This window comes from Stenotrophomonas sp. YJH_SMC_82 (genome assembly GCF_059368875.1).
In genome coordinates this window covers 262,092-282,748 of record NZ_JCAFSE010000004.1, presented here as the reverse complement: position 1 = coordinate 282,748, position 20,657 = coordinate 262,092, and the positions used below count along the sequence as shown (strand labels likewise).

Annotated in this window: 13 protein-coding genes; all 13 read right to left on the bottom strand. The window is 69.5% G+C overall.

Features of this window, described 5'->3' with window-relative positions:
• Window positions 1-509: 509 nt before the first annotated feature.
• On the bottom strand, window positions 510-2,717 hold the full coding sequence (gspD, locus tag AC5P53_RS16585; protein ID WP_014645898.1) for a type II secretion system secretin GspD: 2,208 nt from the start codon (window positions 2,715-2,717) through the stop codon (window positions 510-512).
• Between the two features lie 9 nt (window positions 2,718-2,726).
• Complete coding sequence (locus tag AC5P53_RS16580; RefSeq protein ID WP_014645897.1) at window positions 2,727-3,515, bottom strand: type II secretion system protein, XpsN-like; 789 nt, start codon at window positions 3,513-3,515, stop codon at window positions 2,727-2,729.
• A complete protein-coding gene (gspM, locus tag AC5P53_RS16575) occupies window positions 3,505-4,218 on the bottom strand; it encodes a type II secretion system protein GspM (protein WP_032957951.1) in 714 nt (237 codons plus the stop codon). The genes AC5P53_RS16580 and gspM overlap by 11 nt, the downstream gene beginning before the upstream one ends.
• The gene (locus AC5P53_RS16570) at window positions 4,193-5,338 is read right to left on the bottom strand and encodes a PilN domain-containing protein (protein ID WP_049442167.1); all 1,146 of its coding nucleotides are present in this window, start codon (window positions 5,336-5,338) and stop codon (window positions 4,193-4,195) included. The genes gspM and AC5P53_RS16570 overlap by 26 nt, the downstream gene beginning before the upstream one ends.
• Window positions 5,335-6,198, bottom strand: coding sequence for a general secretion pathway protein GspK (locus tag AC5P53_RS16565; RefSeq protein ID WP_241887266.1), 864 nt, complete (start codon window positions 6,196-6,198; stop codon window positions 5,335-5,337). The genes AC5P53_RS16570 and AC5P53_RS16565 overlap by 4 nt, the downstream gene beginning before the upstream one ends.
• The gene (locus tag AC5P53_RS16560) at window positions 6,195-6,827 is read right to left on the bottom strand and encodes a type II secretion system protein J (protein WP_180835256.1); all 633 of its coding nucleotides are present in this window, start codon (window positions 6,825-6,827) and stop codon (window positions 6,195-6,197) included. Before AC5P53_RS16560 ends, AC5P53_RS16565 begins: the two co-directional genes overlap by 4 nt.
• Window positions 6,824-7,243 (bottom strand): type II secretion system protein XpsI, encoded by a 420-nt coding sequence (gene xpsI, locus AC5P53_RS16555; protein ID WP_032956500.1) that lies wholly within the window; start codon window positions 7,241-7,243, stop codon window positions 6,824-6,826. Before xpsI ends, AC5P53_RS16560 begins: the two co-directional genes overlap by 4 nt.
• The gene (gene xpsH, locus AC5P53_RS16550) at window positions 7,240-7,734 is read right to left on the bottom strand and encodes a type II secretion system protein XpsH (protein ID WP_014645891.1); all 495 of its coding nucleotides are present in this window, start codon (window positions 7,732-7,734) and stop codon (window positions 7,240-7,242) included. Before xpsH ends, xpsI begins: the two co-directional genes overlap by 4 nt.
• Before the next feature lie 6 nt (window positions 7,735-7,740).
• A complete protein-coding gene (gene gspG, locus AC5P53_RS16545) occupies window positions 7,741-8,184 on the bottom strand; it encodes a type II secretion system major pseudopilin GspG (protein ID WP_014645890.1) in 444 nt (147 codons plus the stop codon).
• Between the two features lie 49 nt (window positions 8,185-8,233).
• Window positions 8,234-9,454, bottom strand: a complete 1,221-nt coding sequence (gene xpsF, locus AC5P53_RS16540) for a type II secretion system protein XpsF (protein WP_032956504.1) — start codon at window positions 9,452-9,454, stop codon at window positions 8,234-8,236.
• 24 nt (window positions 9,455-9,478) lie between these two features.
• Window positions 9,479-11,200 carry a type II secretion system ATPase GspE gene (gspE, locus tag AC5P53_RS16535; protein WP_032956506.1) on the bottom strand — a complete coding sequence of 574 codons (1,722 nt, stop codon included), beginning with the start codon at window positions 11,198-11,200 and terminating at the stop codon, window positions 9,479-9,481.
• Window positions 11,201-11,336: 136 nt separating this feature from the next.
• Entirely contained in the window at window positions 11,337-13,190 is a 1,854-nt protein-coding gene (locus tag AC5P53_RS16530; RefSeq protein WP_014645887.1) for a S8 family peptidase, read from the bottom strand.
• 157 nt (window positions 13,191-13,347) lie between these two features.
• A complete protein-coding gene (locus tag AC5P53_RS16525; protein ID WP_180835253.1) occupies window positions 13,348-20,529 on the bottom strand; it encodes an ESPR-type extended signal peptide-containing protein in 7,182 nt (2,393 codons plus the stop codon).
• Between the last annotated feature and the right edge of the window lie 128 nt (window positions 20,530-20,657).

The window sequence follows — 20,657 nt, the reverse complement described above, 5'->3', positions numbered from 1 at the left end:
GAAGCCGGCTATCCGTGGGATGGCGGGGTGGGTCCGGTTGCGGGGGACGCTGCAAGTACGTCCATGTAAGCTCGGTCGCCGCATCCATGCGGCTCACGCCCCCGCAACCAGACCCACCCCGCCTTCGACAGATTTCTGCGATCTGTCGGCAAAGCCTGGGGTCAGATCCGTTTTCCAGAGGAAAACGGATCTGACCCCATTCTCTGATTTCGAAATCTGACAGACAGTCATCCACGCATGGCGTGGATCGTGTCGACCAAGGTCGACACCTACCAACAGCCGCGGGAGTCTGTCAGAGGTGGGTCGGCGTGGGGTGGCAGGACCGTTGGCGCCATGGATGGCGCCATCGAGCCCCCAGGGACGGGTTTACGGCGTGTCCTGCCACCCCACGCCGACCCACCCTCCCTCAGTAAACCCGCTGTTGCTGTTGCTGTTGCTGTTGCTTTCGCTTTGGCCGTTGCCGTTGCTCCGGCCTCGGCGGGTGCCGGGCGCCGCCCGGCCGTAACCCCTTACTTCTTCGCGCGCGGCTGGTTCAGCGGCTCCATCGCGCGGAAGCGCTTGCTGTACTCGTCGGTCAGGTTGCGCGATTCCTGGCTGTTGCGGACGATGGTCGGGGTCAGCAGCACGATCACTTCCGAACGACGGCTGGTGCGGGTCTTCTGCCCGAACAACGCACCGACCACCGGAATCCTGCTCAGCCCCGGGATGCCGCTGCTGCCGTCGGTGGCCGAATCGGTGATCAGGCCCGCCAGCATGATGGTGTCACCGCTCTGCACCGCCGCTTCGGTAGACAGCTTCTTGGTCGAGATGCGCGGGTTGCAGTTGCGCTCGGTCGGGTTGCAGGCCTCCGGCACGTCCGAGGCGCTGCTGACTTCCTGCACGATGTCCAGGAACACGGTGCCGTCGCGGGTCACGCGCGGGCGCACCTTGAGGATCACGCCGGTGTCGATGTACTGCACCGAGCTGTAGGTGCTGGTGCCCACGCCGGTGTTCACCGTGGTGGTGTTGATCGGCACCTTGTCGCCGACGTTGAGCGTGGCCTCGGCGTTGTTGCGGACGAACACCGACGGCGTCTGCAGCAGGCGCAGGTCGGTCACCTTGTCCAGTGCACTGACCACCGCGGCCGCGTTGTGGCCGGTGAAGGCCCAGCCCACACCGTCATTGCCGGTGACGCCGCCGGCGAAGGTGTTCCACGAACCACCTGCAGCCGGCGGCAGGGTCAGGCCCGCCAGGGCTCCGGTGAGCGCGCGACCGGCCACGGCATTGTCGAAGAACCAGTTCACGCCGTACTTCAGGTCACCGGTCAGCGCGACTTCGGCCACCTGTGCCTCGATGTGCACCTGCAGCGGCATCACGTCCAGTTTCTCGATCACCTCGCGGATCGAGCGCCACGCCTGCGGCGTCGAGCGCACCAGCAGGGTGTTGGTTTCCTCCACCGCCGACACGCCGACGCGGTCGCCCTCCACTTCCAGGCTGACACTGACGTTGCCGGGCTGGCGCTGCGGCAGGTTCAGGCTGCCATTGCTGCTGCCACTGCCACTACCACTGGTTCCGCCCAGCGTCGAACCCAGGTTGCTGCTGCTGTTGTCCATGCCACGGTCGCCGTCGCCGCCCAGCTGCGACGGAATGGCGCCCGGTGCCAGCGAGGCCGGGCTGGAGCCGCCGCGGTTGCCACTGCTGGCGAAGGCCTCGCTGAGGCGCTCGGCCAGGTCGCGCGCCTTGATGTAGCGCAGCTCGTAGGAGAACAGGCGGGCGCTGCCACCAGCGGTGTCGATGCGATCCAGCCACTGCTGGATCTGGTCCAGGTAGCGCACCTGCGGCGTGATCACCAACACCGCGTTGGCATTCTCCAGTGGCAGGAAACGGAACATGCCGGCGCTGGGCGTCTTGCTCTCTTCGCCGAACACCTTTTCCAGGTCGGCCGCGACCTGCTCGGCCTTGCCCGACTGGATCGGGAACACGCCCACCGACATGCCCGACAACCAGTCGACGTCGAAGATCTCGACGGTGCGCAGGTAGTTTTCCAGTTCCGCGCGGGTACCCCCCAGGGTGATCACGTTGCGGCCACTGTCCACGTTGACGATGGCGTTGGGGCGCGCGTACGGCTCCAGCACCTTCTTCATTTCGGTGGCGGAGATGAACTGCAGCGGGACCACGCGGACTTCGAAGCCGCGCGCGCTGGCCGCGGGTGCCGTGCTTGGCGCGACCGTGCCGGCCAGCGCCTGGTCGGCGGCGACGATGTTGTAGCGCCCACCGCTGTAGACCATCCGCGCGTTGTTCCAGCCCAGCACCATCTCCAGCAGGTTCAGTGCCTGCGCCGGCGATACCGGCTTGGGCGTGGCCAGGGTGACCGTGCCCTGCACGCCTGGCGCGATCACGTAGTTCTGGCCAAGCATGTCACCAAGGATGGCCTTGACCACCGCATGCAGCGATTCGCCTTCGAAGTTGAAGGTCGCCTCGCCGGTACTGGCACCGTGCAGCGCCGGTGCCGGCGCACGCGCGGCCTCGCGGTTGATCATGGTGCCGGTGCCGCGGCGGATCACCGCCTGCGGTGCCCCCTGGCTTTCACGGGCGGCATCGGCAGCGACATCGGCCGCCTGGCCGGCGTCGGCGCTGGGCGACAGATTGCCGTTGCGCTGCACGTGCGGCGCGGACACCGTACTGCAGCCGACCAGCAGCGCGAGGGCAAAGGACCAGGGAAGAAAACGCAGGTTCATGCATTCACTCTATCGGTTGGTGCCATCGCCCGGGGGCGGCGACGGTTGTTGCTGCTGTTGCTGCAGCTGGCGGCGGCGGGCCTGGATGCGCTCGCGGATGGCCTGCATCTGCGCTTCACTGGGACCGTTGTTGTTGGCCGGTGGGGTTGTTGCAGCGGCCGCCGCAGGCGCTGGTGCATTGCCAGCGGGCGACGGCGATGGGATTGCCGCGGGCGGTGGCGGCGCCGGCGGAGCGCCCGCCGAGGGCGGCACCACGATCGCACCTGCAGGCGGTGCGCCGTTGGCACCGCGCAGCACCGTCGGCGGCTCACCGCCCTGGCCGTTGAACACCGCCAGTTCCAGGACCTGGTTGCCACCGGGGCCGATCACCGTCGCCTGGCGCGGCTGCAGCGCCACCAGCTGCCAGCCATCCACGGCTTCGCCGTTGAGGCGCAGGCGCAGCGAGCGGTTCTGTTCGGTGGTGAACGTGGCCATGCCGAAATCGCCGGTCAGCAGCACACCGGTGAGGCGCAACGCGGCGCTGGCCGCCGGTTCGCTGCCACCCAGCAGATAAGGCCGCGGCCTGCGGTCTTCGGCGAACAACGGGCGCTCACCGATCGCGCTGTAGCTGTCGGCGCTGGCCATGCGCTCGGCCGCCAGCGGCGGCAGCGATGGCAGCGATGGCGCGGCGTCGGCATCACCGCCGGCACCCGGCAGCTGGCTGCCCAGCCCGAAGCCGGTCGCCAGCCAGACGGCGGCCGCCCAACCGGCCAGCGCCAGCAGGAAGCCGGTACGCAGGCTGATCTGCTCAAGCTTCATCGGCCACCTCCTGTCCTTCGGACGGGGGCGCCGGCTGCGGCGCAGGTGCGGCCTCGGCCGGCGACGCGGACGGTGCCGGTGTCGCAGCAGGCGCCGGAACCGTGCCATCGGCGGCAGCGCCCGGCAGCAGATAGCCGGCCAGCTCGAAGGACACGTCCAGGCCCAGCCCCGATTCGTTCGGTGATTGCTGGAAGCGCTGCGCGATCAGGTTGAGGTTGTCGACGAACAGGCGTGGGCTGCCGGTTTCCAGGCTGTGCAGCACGGTGGCCAGTTCGGCCACCCCGCAGCGCAGGCGCACCTGCATGGCGACGCGCACGAACTCGGCGTCGCGCCGGTTGTCGGTCAGCGGCGTGCGGTTGCTGATGGTGCAGCTGCGGTTGCCCGGGCTGGCCATCGCCACCGCATCCTGCAGCCGGGCGCCCAATGCAGCGGCGGCAGCTTCTGCAGTGGCTTCGCGCAGGAAGCCTGGCCGCTGCTGCAGTGCCTCGCGGGTAGCGCGAAGGCGCTGTTCGATCTGCGGCTGCTGCTGCAGCTGCGCCTGCACGCGCGACTCGCGTTCGCGCAGGGCGGCGACATCGGCATCGATCGCACGCAGCGGCTGGGTGAACCAGGGGTGCACCAGCAGCAGATAGGCCAGGCCCAGCACTGCCAGCAGCAGTGCCAGCGCCAGCCAGCGGTCACGGCGTGCGCTTGGCATCGGCATCGGCCGCCTCCGGGGTTGGTGCGGCGGCCGGCAACGGCTGCAGTTCGGCGGTCATGGTGAAGCGGTCGCGGCCACTGGCCGCGCCATCGGCCTGCAGCACCCCGGTCAGGTTGACCTTGCGCCACTGCGGTGCGTCCTGCAGCAGCTGCACCAGCTGCGACGCCTCGCGGCTCAGGCCGATCAGCTGCAGGTTGTTGTTCTCGATCGCCAGCTTCTCCAGGTAGGTACCTTCCGGCAGGCGCCGGGTCAGTTCGTTCCAGATTTCAACGGTGCCGGCGCGCTGGCTGCGCTGCTTCTCCAGGAATGCGGCGCCATCGATCAGCGCCTGCAGCTGCGCGCGTTCGCTGGCCACACCTCGCGCACTGCGCGCGCTGCGCTCGACCTGTGCACGCAGCTCATCGGCGGCGGCCTGGCGGTTGTCGAGCAGCTGCACCGCGGCCAGTACCAGCATCACGACGGCAGCCACTGCCAGCAGCAGGTTCCAGCGTCGCATCGGGTCTGGCCGCAGTTGGCGCTGCGCGGGAGGCAGCAGGTTCACCTGCAGCACGTTGCCCTGCGCATCGATGGCATCGACGCCCGCCAGCGCATCGGCCCATGGGCCCACACCAGTGCGCCATGCGTCCAGCTGCCGCAACGGCCACGCCACCAGTTCGACCTGCAGCTGGCCCTCGCCGCCCGCGCCGAGCTCACGCACGTCATAACTGACCTGGGATGATTCGAACGGGGTCTGCCGGTCGATCTCGAAACCGACCACGGCGCGCAGGCGGTCGGCCGCTGCGGCAGGCAGGCGCAGGCTACGCCGCAGGACGTCCGTCGCCGGCAGCAGCCACACCCGCGGCAGAGTACGCAGGCGAGGCTCCAGCACGCGGTCCAGCTCCACCGGCGACAGCGGCCACGGCAGGCGCGCCACCCCTTCGCGGCGTTCGCCGGCTTCACGCCAGACCTGCAGCTGGTCGCCCTCGTGCAGCAGCAGCAGGCGTGCCTGGCCCCAGCCCAATGCCCATTGCCAGCGCACCGGCACCCAGGCCAGCAGCGACTGCCGCCACCAGCGCAGGAAACGGCCGGCGCCCGGGCCGATCCGGCCCTGCACCTGCCGCAGACTGTCCTGCCACGCCGTCATCTTGCTGTCATTCCCTGCTCCCAGCGAAGCACTGTGTAAGTCCGCCCGGGAACCCCGCCCGAGCCACTGCGTACCACTGCCTGCAACACCGACCTGCGTCCACTGCCGTCGATGGCACCGGACTCGATACTATAGGTGCCGCTGCTGCTGGCAAGCGTTGTCGTGCCGCCAGCGGAATCTGCATCACGCTCCTGCTGTGCGCGCTGCGCCATCACGCTGTCCGCATCCAGGCCCAGCGCGGTCAGCACCGGCGTGCTGGCGAACTGCGGATCCGGCCGTGCCTGGCGGCTGTAGAGGGTCAGGTGCGGCAGCATCGCCCGGTACAGGGGTCCGCGCATGCCCAGGACCCGCTGCAGCTCGCCCAGGGTCTCGAAGCGCTTGTTGCGTGGGCCGTAGGGCAATCCGGCTGCGGCGTAGTCCGGCGCTTCGGCGCCACCGCCCGGTTGCAGCAGGCTGTCCTCGTCGCGCCAGTCGATGATGGCGCCGGCCAACTGCCGGGCCTGTGCATCGTCTTCGCCCAGCGCCTTGAGGAAGGCGGTCAGCAGTGCGGCGTCGGCCAGGTTCAGGTTGATCTTGCCGTTCTCGTCCAGCACCTTGATCTCGATGCTGGCGTCGTCGAACTGCCAGCGGTAGGTACGGCCATCGGCACGCCAGGGCGCCCGTTGCGGATCGGCTGACAGGCGCAGGAGGGCATATTCGAGGCCGGCGCGCGCACGTTCCTGCCCGCGTGCATCGTCATCCAGCACGCGCTGCTGCAGGTGCTCGACCCGTGCGCTCAGCGCGAACGCACCGACCAGCGCCGTCATCAATGCGATCAGCCACAGCACCAGCACCAATGCCGCCCCGCGCTGACGGCTCATCGCGTGCCTCCACTGCCACCGGCACGCAGCGCCACCACCAGTGGCGGCCACGGCGCGCCCCGGGATGGCACGATCTGGATTTCCACCAGCATCGGCAGGCGGCGGGTGTCATCCCAGCGCGGCAGCCAGTCGGTCACCTGCCCGGTGCTGGCATCGATGCCGCGATAGCGCAGCTGCACCGACTTCAGGTTGTCCACCAGCACCTCCGGCGGGCGCGGCGGATTCTCGGCGATGCGCTCGCCTTCCTGCAGCAGCACGAGGTCCAGCAGCAGGCGCTGTTGGCCACCGCGTCCGTCCACCTGCAGCGCGTGCAGGTAGGGGCCGCCACGGCCGAGGTAACCGGGCAGGTCGGCGGCGAACAGCATGCGTTGCTCCTCGCCCTGGAAGAAGTTGGGTTCGCGGGTGGGGTCCGGGGCCTCCAGCGGGGTGCGCAGTGCACCCGCCAGCTGCCTGCGCAGCAACGACTCGACCGCGCGCATGCGTTCGCTTTCAGCGGCGATCTGCTCGCCGCGCTGGCTGACCGCCATCGCCGAGCGCACGCTGGCAAAGGCCAGTGCCAGGCCGCCGGCCAGCAGCACGGTGGCCAGCATCACTTCGACCAGGGTGAAGCCCGCGGCGCGCCGCTTCATCGCGCGTTCTCCAGGTCGGGCGGCAACAGGCGCAGGCTGCGCCAGTGCAGTTGTTCGCGCTCGCTGTCGCCCCAGCGCACCCGCAGCTGCAGCTCGGCCAGCCATGGGGTGCCCGCTGACGTGGCCTGCACGACGTTGCCGGCGCGTGGCTCGACCCACGGCTGGACCTGCAGCTCCCAGTGATAGCGCCCCTGTTCCCAGTCACCCTGCTGGCTGCCCACCTGCAGCGGCGCGTCGACACCGGCCTGGGCCAGCAACGACTGTGCATGCAGCACCGCACGCGTGCGCAGCTCGGCGTCACGTACCTGCTTCGCGCCACCGGACAGGCTGCCCAGCAGCAGGGTCAACGCCAGGCCCAGCAGGGCGAAAGCGATGATCACTTCCAGCAGGGTGAAGCCACGCGCGCGCCGCTTCATTGCGCCCGCCAGGGGCCGGAGCGGACCTCGCCGGTCAGCCAGCCGACGTCGACGCGCCATTCGGCACCGTCGCGCTGCAACCGGATACGGCCGCCGCTGGAGCCACCATCGGGATGGAACTCGATCACGCCCTGCCCCGCCGCGGTGGCCAGCTGTGCGGCGCCTTCGAACTGCACCTGCAGCTGTGCCGGCACCTCACCGTGGCGCTGGTTGGCCCCCTCCCAGCGGCGCCGTGCCGGTTCGATCACGAAGCGCTGCGGTTCGCCGCGGGCGATCGCCTGCGCGCGCACCATGCGCAGCTGGCTGGCGATGTCCTTGCCGGCGCTGCGCAGCTGCATGCCGGCGAACCCGCGCGACAGGCCGGCGGCGGTGATCAGGCCGATCGCCGCGATCAAGGCGATCACCAGCAGCATTTCCAGCAACGACAGTCCAGCCGCGCGCCTGCCGTGCAGGCGCGGGCGTGGCAACCGGCGCGGCAGGAAGTGCGTCATGCGCGGTTACGGCTGGTAGCGGATGTCAGCGTCGACGCTGCTGCCGCCAGCCTTGCCATCCTTGCCCAGGCTGACCAGCTCATACGGCTGGCCTTCGCCCGGCGCCCGGTACTCCAGTGCGTGGCCCCACGGATCATTCAGGTCGGCGGGCTTGGCGTACGGGCCGAGCCAGCCGCCGACACCGGCCGGCGCCGTCACCAGGTCGTTGAGCGTGGCCGGCAGCTTGCCGGTGTCGATCTGGTAGTTGTCGATCTTGGAGGCGACGGTCTGCACCTGCGCCTTGGCGATGTTGGCCTTGCCACGGTCGGCGCCGCCCAGCACGCGGCTGGCGACCAGGGTGAGCACCGCGCCGATCAGCACGATGACGATGATGATTTCCAGCAGGCTCATGCCCGACTGGTTGCGCGCGGCGGTGAAGGAAAGGCGGATCGGTCGGCGACGGGCAATCATGGACGGTCCTTTCAGTTGCGGAGTATCGGGGTTGCAGGGAGTGCCATCGTCAACCGATGGCATTGGTCAGGTCATACAGCGGCACCAGCACGGCCACGATCACCGCGCCGACCACCGAGGCCAGCACCAGGGTGATCGCCGGCACCATCGCCGCCAGCATGCGGTCGATGCGCCGGGCGCTGTCCTGTTCGAAGGTGTCGGCGGCCTTGAGCAGCATGGTATCGAGTGCGCCGGATTCCTCGCCGACCTGGATCATCTGCAGCGCCAGGCGCGGGAACCGCTTGCCGCGCGACAGGGCCAGCGACAGGCCGGCGCCGTTCTTCACTTCATCGGCGGCCGTTTCGACGTCAGCGGCCAGGGCGCGGTTGCCCAGCACGTTGCGCGCGATGCCCAGTGCCCCCAGCAAGGGGACGCCGTTGCGCAGCAGTGTGCCCAGCGTGCGCGCCAGCCGGGCGGTTTCCAGCTCGCCGATGAGGCGACCGATGCCACGCCGCTGCAGCAGCCAGCCATCCAGCGCCAACCGGAACGCCGGTTGCCGCGCCTTGCGCTCGAAGAACAGCACCAGCACGCCGGGCACCACCAGCAGCAGCACCCACCAGTCACGCACGAACAGGCCCAGCTGCAGTACCGCGTTGGTGAACCACGGCAGCGCCACGTCCAGGCTTTCGTACATCTGCGCGAACTGCGGCACCACGTAGCCGAGCAGGAACAACAGCGCGCCACCGACCACCACCAGCAGGATCGCCGGGTAGACCAGCGCGTTGATGACCTTGCCCTGCAGCGCGCGGCTGCGCTCGAGGTAGTCGGCCAGGCGTTGCAGGGTTTCATGCAGGCTGCCACCGGCTTCGCCGGCGCGCACCATGTTCACGTACAGGCGCGAGAACAGCCCATGCTGGCGCTCCAGCGCGGTGGACAGCGGTGCGCCACCGCGCACCACGTCGCGGATGTCGGTGATCGCGCGGCGCGATCGTTCGTCCTCGGGCAACCCCAGCAGGATGGACAGCGCGCGGTCCAGCGGCTGGCCAGCACCGAGCAGGGTCGCCAACTGCTGGGTGAACTGCAGCAGCGCGGCCCCCTGCAGCGGGCGCTGCTGCAGCAGGTTGCGCCAGCTGCTGCCGCCGATCGCGCCGGCGTCGGCCAGCTGCGTCTCCATCGGCAGATGGCCCTGGTCCTGCAGGCGCGCGATCAGCTCGGCCTCGCTGGCCGCTTCCATCTGCCCATCGAAGACCTCGCCATGCGGATTGAGCGCCTTGTAGCGATAGTTCGGCATGTCAGCCCCGGCGTCCTGCACGCATCAGCTTTCCTCGGTCACGCGCAGCACTTCCTCGATGGTGGTCTGCCCGCTCAACGCCTTGGACAGGCCATCCTCGTACATGGTGCGCATGCCGGCCTCGCGGGCGATGCGCTCGATCTCGCCCATGCCATCGCGGCGCATCACCGCACGGCGCAGCGCATCGTTCATCACCAGGAATTCCATGATGGTGGTACGCCCCAGGTAGCCGGTCGGCGCCAGCGCAGACGGCTTCGGGCGGTACAGGTGGATCGGCCCTTCCGGCTGCAGGCGGCGCAGTTCGAACCGCTCGATCTCTTCCGGCGAGGCTTCGTAGCGCTCGGCGTGGGTCGGCTCCAGCCGGCGTACCAGGCGCTGGGCCAGGATGCCGTTGATGGTGGACGTGAGCAGGTAGTCCTCCACGCCCATGTCGAGCAGGCGGGTGATGCCACCGGCTGCGTTGTTGGTATGCAGGGTGGACAGCACCAGGTGGCCGGTCAGCGCCGACTGGATGGCGATGCGCGCGGTTTCCAGGTCGCGCATTTCACCGATCATGATGATGTCCGGATCCTGGCGCACGATGCTGCGCAGGGCATTGGCGAAGTCGAGGCCGATCTGCGGCTTGGCCTGGATCTGGTTGATGCCTTCGATCTGGTATTCCACCGGGTCTTCGACCGTGATGATCTTGACGTCGGCGGTGTTGAGCTGGCTCAGCGCGGTGTACAGCGTGGTGGTCTTGCCCGAGCCGGTCGGGCCGGTGACCAGCAGGATGCCATGCGGCTGTTCCAGCACCTTGCGGAACTGCGGCAGGAAGGCATCGGTGAAGCCGAGCCGGTGGAAATCGAACACCACCGTTTCGCGGTCCAGCAGGCGCATCACCACGCTTTCGCCATGCGCGGTCGGTACCGTGCTCACGCGCAGGTCCAGCTCCTTGCCCTGCACGCGCAGCATGATGCGGCCGTCCTGCGGCAGGCGGCGCTCGGCGATGTTGAGCCGGGCCATGATCTTGATGCGGCTGATCACCGCAGCGGTGAGGTTGGCCGGCGGGCTTTCGCCCTCCACCAGCACGCCATCGACGCGGTAGCGGACCTTCAACCGGCTCTCGAACGGTTCGACATGGATATCCGAAGCGCGCAGCTCCACCGCACGCTGGATCACCAGGTTGACCAGGCGGATCACCGGTGCTTCCGACGCAAGGTCGCGCAGGTGCTCGATGTCGTCGACCGCACCGCCCTCGCCATCCGCGGTTTCCACGATCGCGCCCATCGCGCTGCGGCCCTGGCCGAACCAGCGCTCGACCAGGTCATCGATCTCCGCGCGCATGCCCAGCACCGGTATCACCGGAACCCCAAGGGCCAACTGCACGGCCTGCTGTGGATAGGCGTCGTGGGCATCGGCCAGCCACAGCCGCACCCCGTGTTCATCCAACTCCAGCGGGCACACATGGAACTGCTTCAGGAAGCGCAGCGACAGCGGAAGTCCCTCGGCCAGCGCCTGCGGCGGGGCCTCCGGCACCTGCTTGCCCTCCAGCAGCGGCAGGCCCAGCACCTCAGCGCTGGCCTGTGCCTGGTCGCGTTCAGACACCAGGCCCAGGCGCACCAGCAGGCCCAGCAGACTGCCGCCGGCCTCGGCATGCAACGGCCGCGCGCGTGCCAGGTCTCCTTCCTTGAGCCGGCCGCGCGCCAGCAACGCATCCAGGATGCGGCCTTCGGCGTCGTCGGTAACGGTTGCAGCGAGCGCGTTCACGTGACTCTCCTGTCAATCGGCCCGACTTTAGCAGTTAAGCCGTGATTTCCGCCGCCCTGCGGCCACCTTTCGTAAAAAGACGAAGCCCGTCACACAGGGTGACGGGCGTCGGCCGTTCAACTACGACACGAGGTGATTACTGCGTGGCGAGAATGCTCACGCCGTTGTATGCCGCTTCGCCCACCACCTTGATGTAGTAGGTGCCCGCCACCGGCTTGTTCACCCGCACCGTTTCGGACGTGCCGGGACGGGTCGACTTGCCGTCGTTGTCGCTGGCGCTCGGCTCACGCCCCTGGGCAATGTAGACCGAGACGTTGCCGGTGCCACCGTAGGTGATCACGCTGAGCTGCTTTCCGGCGACGGCTTCGAAGCTGTACAGCTTGCTGCTGCCGGCAGCACCGTTCAGGCCGCCGACTGCGGCCTTGTTGGTCAGCGGCGTGGCCACCGGCCCGCAGTTCTCGGTGCACGGTTCTTCCAGTGCCTTGGCCAGCGCGGCCTTGGCATCGAGGATGCCGGTACCGATCGGGGTCGCCGCCGGGATGGCGACCGGGAACGGACGCGCCGTTTCCTTCAGCAGGGTACGCATCGCGGCCGGGGTCAACGGATCCTTGCCCTTGGCGATCAGTGCGCTCTGCACCAGTGCCGCAACGGCGGCCACATGCGGCGAGGCCATCGAGGTACCGCCCATGCCCATGTAGCCCGGCGTGCCCGATTCCGGCGTGGTGGCCGCATTGGAGCCGGTCTGCCAGATGTAGCCGCCCGGGTTGCCGTCGACACTGCCGCCACCGCCCGGACCGGACAGGTCCACGCGGGCTCCATAGTTGGAGTAGTAGGTGATGCCACCGGTGATGCGGGTGGCACCCACGGTCACCACGCCTTCGCAGCTGGCCGGCTGGTACTTGGACGCGTTGTCGGCTTCATTGCCGGCAGCCACCACCACCGTGGTACCGCGCGAGATCGCGCCGTTGATCGCGTCCTGGTAGGTGCTGGCGCAGGAACCACCGCCCCCCAGGCTCATGTTGATGATCTCGGCCGGATTGGTGTTGGCCGGGATGCCGGTCACGGTACCGCCGGAGGCCCAGGTCACCGCATCAGCGATGTCGGACAGGTAGCCGCCGCACTTGCCCAGCACGCGGACCGGCAGCACCTTGGCCTTGTAGGCGACACCGGCCATGCCGACGCCGTTGTTGGTCTGCTCGGCCACGGTGCCAGCGACGTGGGTGCCGTGCCAGGAACTGTCGTCGGCCAGCGAGCCGTCATAGCACTCGTTGTCGTTCTCGACCCAATCACCGTAGTCCTGCGCACCCGGCACGCGATCGTTGGTCGGGCGCCGCGAGGTCTCCGCATCGCTGATGAAGTCGTAGCCTTCCAGCAGGTTTCCGACCAGGTCCGGATGCTGCGGCAGGACGCCGGTGTCGATCACTGCCACCACGATGCCCTCGCCCTGCGAGACATCCCACGCCGCCGGTGCGTTGATGCCGCCGACCGCATTGTGCAGATGCCACTGGTTCTGCTGGTAGAAGGGATCGTTCGGCACCAGCGCCGGCTGCACGTTGCCGGCACGCAGTTCGCTGCGGCGCAGCTTCACGTCGGCTTCGGCGTACTGCACCGACGGATCGGCCTTCAGTTCCTTCAGCACGCGCTGCAGTTCGGCCGGTGCCAGGCGGCCCTGCACACGGATGAGGTCCGCACCGGTAGACAGCTTGCGGACCACCTGCGGGCCGAGCGTGCTGGCGCGTGACGTGCCGCCGGAGAGACTGGCACGGGTCAGTGCGGACTGCACGGTGGACAGCTTCGCCGAGCGGTCGGTGGCGGCAGCAGCGCCGGCCCGGTACTTGACGATGATGCGCTCGGTACCCGGCTGGGCGGTGCTGGCCTGGCGCACCGGTTCACGGGTCGGCAACCCGGCGGCGTGGACGGCACCGACCGCCGTCATCGACAGCACGGCGGCGGCAAGCACATTGATGCGAAGGTTCTGCTTCTTGATCACGTCGAATTCCTCTTCTGGGTCATGGATCGAACCAACACTGCGGCCATCATTCCTTGACGACTCCCGGCCGGCCCAGCCGGGATTGCCGTGACCTCCCCCCAGGCCCTCACTGCAGGTACGGCGCCGGCGTGGGTGGCCGCCGGCGCGATGGAGTGGCTTACCAGCCGAAGCCGGCACCGACGCCGACCGAACTGTCGTCACTGCTGAAGGCGCCGCCGAAGGTGACCGTGGCGCGATCGCTGATCGCACGCTGGTAACCCAGCGACAACGCCGACTCGCCACCCTGGAAACCGATGCCGACGCCGACACGGTTCTGGGTGCGGATACCGGCGGCACTGGTAGCCATGTTGAGCATCGCTGCGCTCATCGCGCCCTGGCGGTCGATGCGGCGGTCCATGTGGCGCAGGCGTCCGTCGATCTCGCCCTTGAACACATCGAAGCTGTCGGCAACGGCCTGGACGCGACTGTCGGTGTAGCTGTTCGCCGTCGCCATGCCACGATCCAGCTGGCCCTTGTTGACGGCGTCGGTGGCGGTGGTGCCCGCGGCGACGTTGGTGACCTGGCGTTCGTTGCCTTCGCTGCCCACCGAGACCGTGTTGGCACGATCGGCAACCGAGCCCTGGCCCAGCGCCACGGCATTTGCCGCCGTGGCACTGGCGCCCTGGCCGATGGCCGTGGACGAAGCGCCGCTGGCTACCGCGCCATCGCCCATGGCCACGGCGTTGAAGCCGGTGGCCGGGGTGCCGACCGGAATGCCCGCCCCCGCCGCGGCCACCGTCGGCGTGCCCTGCACGCGTGCGGTACTGGCCGGCGCGGCATCGGCCGTTGCCGGTGCGTCGGCCACGCTGGCCTGCGGGCTTTCATCCAGCGAAGCACTCATTGCGCGCAGGCTGGACGCGCCTGCACGCGTGCCACCGGCAGTACGACGGTCAATCTCACTGACCTTGCGGTCCAGCGCGCCCAGCGCATCGCCGACATTGCTGTAGGTGGCGCCCTGGATCACGTAGTTCGGCGCCACGAACACACCCTGCATGCCGACGCTGGCACCACCGCCGAGGAAGCTGGCGGCATCACTGAGCGACTGGAACAGCTGCCCGCCATTGATCGCCTGGCGGCTGCCGGCGGCGATGTTGCCCGCGCCGACGTTGTCGATGGTGGTGCCCTGGAAGCCGGACAGGGTCAGGCGGTCACGGCTGGCGTCGTCATAGCCGACGGCGCTGGCCGCCGTGGTCTCGACCGTGGCGATGCGCGAGTCGAAATCACCGACACGGGTTTCCACGGCGCCCACGCGCTGGTTGGTGACGTTGAGCTGCGAGCCGGTGACCGCGTCGCTGCTGCCGGCGGCGATGCGGCCGTCGGCCACATTGACGATGCGGCGCGCGGCCGGGCCATCGGTGCCGTTGCCACCACCGACCGACACCACGTTGGCATCGAGCGCACGCGAGCCCGCACCCAGTGCCACCGAGTTCGCACCGGACGCGCCGGCACTGTTGCCCAGTGCAAGCGCACCGTTGCCGATGGCCATCGCATTTGCACCCAGCGCATTGCTGCGTGCGCCGCTGGCACTGGCGGCCGAACCGATCGCTGCGGCATCGCTGCCGCTGGCACTGGCGGTACCCGCGCCGCTGGCCTTGACGTAGCGTGCGGTGCCATCGGCGGTCGCCGCGACCGCATCGAGCTGGCCACGATTGACTGCATCGGTGCGCTCGGTACCGGCGGCGACACGGGTGATCTGACGATCACTGCTGGCACTGCCGACCGACACGGTGTTGGCACGATCAGCCACCGAGCCTGCGCCCAGTGCGATGCTGCCGGCCGCCGAAGCGTTGGCACTGACACCCACCGCGGTAGCGTTCGCACCGGTGGCCTTGCTGCCGTAACCCACCGCAGTACCCAGTCGACCACTGGCTTCGGCGTAGCTGCCCAGCGCCGAGGCGCCATCGGCCGAGGCAGTGGCGCGGAAACCGCTGGCCTGCGACTGCGTGCCGCTGGCCGTGGCCTGCGCGCCGCTGGCGGTGCTGTAGGCGCCCTTGGCCTGGGCGCCGGCGCCGGTAGCGCTGGCGCCGAGTTCACTGGCGCTGGCAGCGCTGCCCACGGCCACGCTGTCGACACCACTGGCCTGTGCGTTGGTACCCAGTGCCGCCGCGTTGCTGCCGGTCGCCAGGGCGTCGGCGCCTACCGCCGTGGCGTTGGCGGCCATCGCGTTGGCGCCACTGCCCAGCGCGGTGGCACCGTTGCCGATGGCGTTGGACGCGTTGCCGGCGGCCAAGGCGTTGTCACCGTCCACCAGGGCACCGGCCTCGCCATCGGCGTTGCCGCTGGCCTGGAACTGGCGGCTGGTCCTGTCGGCGACGCTGGCAACGGCATCCAGCTGGCCCTTGTTCACCGCGTCGGTGGCTTCGGTACCGGCTGCCACATGGGTCACCTGGCGTTCGCCACCGGCCTTGCCGACGGCCACGGTGTTGTCACGGTCGGCCTTGGAGCCGGCACCGAGGGCGACACTGTTGCTGCCGTTGGCGGTGGCGTTGGCGCCCAGGGCCGTGGCATTGCTGCCGGCGGCCCACGAGTTCCAGCCGATTGCCGTGGCGTAGTCTTCGGTCGCCCATGCGCCGGCACCGAACGCCGCCGCACCGGTGCCACTGGCACGCGACGGGATCAGGCCGAAGAAGGTGCTGCCACCGATGGCCACGCTCTCCTCGCCGCTGGCCTCGCTGGACTGACCCACCGCCACGGCACCGGTACCGGCTGCAGCAGCACCGAAGCCGACGGCGGTCGTGTTGGCACCACTGGCCGCCGAGCCGTAGCCCAACGCGGTGCCGAGGCGTCCACTGGCCTCGGCATAACCACCGACGGCAGTGGTGCCATCGGCAGAGGCGGCACTACGGAAGCCGCTGGCCAGGGCCTGCGTGCCGCTGGCGTTGGATTCGGTGCCGGTTGCCGTGCTGTACGCACCGCTGGCCTGTGCACGCGCACCGACCGCGCTGGCGCCGAGCTCGCTGGCGCTGGCACCGGTGCCGAGCGCAAGGCTGTCTTCACCGCTGGCCTGCGCTGTGCTGCCCAGCGCCGCCGCATTGTTGCCGGTGGCCAATGCATCGATGCCCACGGCCGTGGCGTTGGCCGCCAGCGCGTTGGCACCGCTGCCCAGCGCGGTGGCACCATTGCCGATGGCGTTGGCCGCATCGCCGGCCGCCAGCGCGTTGTCGCCCTCGACCAGTGCCCCTGTTTCGCCATCGGCGTTGCCGCTGGCCTGGAACTGCCTGCTGGTCTTTTCCGCTGCGGCGGCTACGGCGTCGAGCTGGTTCTTGTTGACCGCATCATTGCCCTGCGTGCCATCAGCCACGTTGGTGATCTGGCGGGTGTTGCCACCGCCGCCGACCGACACGGTGTTGTCGCGGTCGGCGATCGAATCGGCACCCAGCGCCACGCTGTTGGCAGCGCGCGATTCGGCGGCGTTGCCCAGCGCGGTGCTGTTGATGCCACCGGACCAGGCGCCGCCACCGACGGCGGTGGAGTAGTTGCCCGATGCTTCGGTGGCCAGCACGCCGAACAGCGATCCGCCGACGGCGACGCTGTTGGTGCCGGTGGCCAGGCTGCCCTGGCCAGTGGCGGTGCTGTAGGCACCGGAGGCTTCCGAATCACCGCCCAGCGCCACGCTGTTGGAGCCGGAGGCATTGGCGAAGTTGCCGAAGGCCGTGGCATTGAAGGCCGAGGCCTGTGCATAGCCACCGATGGCGGTGCTGTAGCCGCCGGTCGCCTCGGCACCGATGCCGAACGCTGCCGACGCGGTGCCACTTGCGACACTCTCGCTGCCGACCGCGGTGGCGCCGCTGCCACTGGCATTGCTGAAGTACCCCACTGCCACCGCCTCCTCGCCGGAGGCTTCGGACAGCACGCCGGTCGCGGTGCTGCCAGCACCGCTGGCGATGCTGGCCGCACCGAACGCCGCACTCTGCTCGCCACTGGCCTCGCTTTCCGCACCCTGCGCGGTTGCGTATTCAGCGGTCGCCTGTGCATTTGCACCGACCGCGCTGGCGTTGGCGGCGCTGGCCAGGGCGTTGACGCCCAGTGCCTGCGCATTGCTGGCCAGCGCGTTGGCGCCACTGCCGAGTGCGGTGGCCCCGTTGCCGATGGCGTTGGCCGCATCACCGGCGGCCAGCGCGTTGTCACCGTCCACCAGTGCACCGGCCACATCACCGCCGTTGCCGCTGGCCTGGAAGAAGCGGCTGGTGGTGGCTGCCGCGCCCGCCACGGCATCCAGCTGCGCCTTGTTCACCGCGTCGGTGGCCTGGGTACCGGCGGCGACGTTGGTCACCTGGCGTTCGTTGCCGGTGCTGCCGACCGAAACGCTGCGGGCGCGGTTGGCGACCGAGCCGGCGCCCAGTGCGACGGCGTTGCTGGCGCTGGCGTTGCTGCCGGCACCGAGTGCGATCGCGCTTTCACCACCGGCCACCGTGTTGGTGCCGATGGCGATGCTGTTGAGGCTGTTGCCCAGCGCCTGGAAGCCCAGCGCCACGCTGTTGTCGCCATAACCGAATGCGCCGCGACCGACGGCGGTGGAGCTGGTGCCGTTGGCCCAGCTGTTGTAACCGATGGAGGTCGCACCACTGCCACTGGCCCAGGCCGCGTTGCCAAATGCCGAGGCATTGGTGGCCGTTGCCCAGGCGCCGGAACCGAACGCACTCGCCCCGCTTGCGGTAGCCCAGCTGTAGCCACCGACGGCGGTGCTGTCGTCACTGCTGGCGAAGGCGCTGTCGCCAACCGCAACCGCGTAGCTGCCGGTCGCACGCGACTTGCCGCCGGCCGCGAAGCTGTTGTCTCCGCTGGCCCTGGCGGCGTTGCCGAACGCACTGCTGGCAGCACCGGTCGCCTGCGCACCACTGCCGACCGCTGTGGCGTCGGCGACGGCAGTGGTGCCGACCTGCTGTGCCGTACCGTCGGCACCGATGATCGGCTGGTTGTACTCGTCGTAGGCCTGGCCGAGGCCACCGATGGCAACACCGCCATTGCCGGTGGCGTTGCTGTTGCGACCCACCGCCACGGCGTCGTCACCGATGGCCGAGGCTGCTGCGCCCTGTGCAACCGCGCCGGCGCCGATCGCATTGCTCGACGAACCCGCCGCAACCGCACCTTCGCCCTCGGCCAATGCACCCGCATCGCTGCCTGCTTCCGGCTGGGCCTGGAAGAAGCGCGCTGTGCTGTCGGCGGTGCTGGCCACCGCGTCGAGCTGCGCCTTGTTCACTGCATCGGTGGCTTCACTGCCCGCGGCGACGCTGGTGATCTGCCGTTCGTTGCCGGCACTGCCCACGGCTACGCTGTTGGCACGCACCGCTTCGGAGTTGGCGCCGAGCGCAACGCTGTTGGCACCGCGTGCGGTGGCGTAGTAGCCCACGGCGGTGCTCTGCGCGCCGCTGGCCCAGGTCTGCGCGCCGAGCGCGCTGGCGTTCTCGCCCGGTGCGTAGGCGAAGTAGCCGACCGCAGTCGCTTCGGCGCCGGACGCTTCGGTCAGGCTGCCGTTGGCCACCGCGCGATCACCGCTGGCGATGGCACCGGCGCCGACGGCGGTCGACGCTTCGCCGCTGGCCTGGGTCTGCACGAAGAAGCCCAGGCCTGGAATCAGATCGGCCGGGCCGCCGATGGCCACGCTGCTGGTGCCGGTGGCATTGCTCTGCGTACCCAGCGCGGTGGAGTAATCACCGATGGCATTGGCAACCGCACCGAACGCGGACGACTGCGCGCCGGCGGCATATGCGCCAACGCCATAGGACGACGCGGCGAAACCACCGGCCTCGGCACTCGCACCCACCGCAGTACCCCCGACACCGGCACTGGTGGCGCCGGTTTCCACCGGCACGCCGCCACTGGTGATCAGCGGATTGCCATCGGCATCCACCGCAGCACCACCGACGGCGACACTGCCTGGGCCGTTGGCCTGCGCGTTGTTGCCGAACGCGGCACTGTTCTGGCCCGAGGCCAGCGCGTTGTTGCCAACGGCGGTGGCGTTCTGCGCGACGGCGGTCGCACCGGCGCCCACGGCCGTCGCACCCTTGCCGATCGCATTGGCGGCCTCGCCAGCCGCCAGCGCCTCGTCGCCCTCGGCCAATGCACCCGCATCACTGTTGCTGCTGCCCGTGGCCTGGAAACGCTTGGCGGTGGCATCGGCCACGGCGGCGACGCCCTTCAACTGGCCGACGTTGACCGCGTCGGTGTCTTCGGTGCCCGCCGCGACGCTGGTGATCTGCCGGGTCAGGCCGTATTCGGCGGCGCCGACCGACACGGTGTCGACACGGTCGGCCAGCGAGCCGGCGCCCAGCGCCACGCTGCCGGTGGCGACCGCCGCCGAGTTGGACCCCAGCGCGGTGCTGTACTCACCCACGGCAGTGCTGAACGCCCCCACCGCGATCGATGCTTCATTGGCGGCAGTGGCGCCGCGGCCCAGTGCGGTGCTGCCCGGGCCCATCGCCACGGCACCACCGCCGACGGCCGTCGCGCCATCGGCAGTGGCTTCGGACAACGCACCGAGTGCGGTGGCCGCGCCGTTCTCGCTGGCTGCGTACGCGCTGGCGCCGACGGCTGTATCGCCAAGCCCGAACGCGGCCGCGCTCTGCCCGACCACCACGCTGGCATCGCCGATGGCCAGGGCGCCCTGGCCGAAGGCACTGGCGCCGAGACCGGCGGCAATGGCCTGGGTTCCGATGGCGGTGGTGGCGTTGGCCAGCGCCTGTGCACCGGCGCCGGCCGCGACTGCGCCCTGCCCCTCGATCTTCGCCGCGTCGCTGTCATCGCCTGCGCCGTCGGCCTTGAAATAGCGGTTTCCATCGGCGGCTACATCAGCCAGCGCGGCCTGCGTGGCGCGCGCCTGCGCGTCCAGCTGCGCCTTGTTCACCGCATCGGTGCCCTGCGTGCCAGCAGCCACGTTGGTGATCTGCCGCTCCTTGCCGGCATCGCCGATGGACACGGTATTGGCCCGCGTGGCCTTGGAGCCAGCGCCCAGCGCCACGCTGTTGGCGGCGCTGGCATTGCTGTTGCTGCCGATCGCCACCGCGTTGCTGCCCTTGGCCGTGGCCGAGCCTTCGATCAGGCACTTTTCCAGCAGCTTGCCGCTGAATGCAACGCAGGTGGCGCTGCCGCCGATCTGCACCGACTGTGCCGTCGCGCTGCCGCTCATGCCCAACCCCAATACCAGGCCCAGTGCCACCGCCAGCAGTGCGGGCGTGGCCTGTGTCGCATCGCGGCGCTGGTCGACGACCCCGCCACTGCTGCTGTCGGAGGAGGCCAGTTCCGAGGCCACCACCAACTGACCCAGTGCTTTGTTCCAGACCTTGCGATAAATCCGATTCATCGGTACGGCTCCTGATTGGACTGGTTTTGGGCAAAGCAACGCCACCGCTGGGCTTTCCGGCCCAACGTCCCCTGGGGGCGTTTATTCGCGTGATTTACTGCGGGGTATTGCCGAACGGCGCGCAGCGA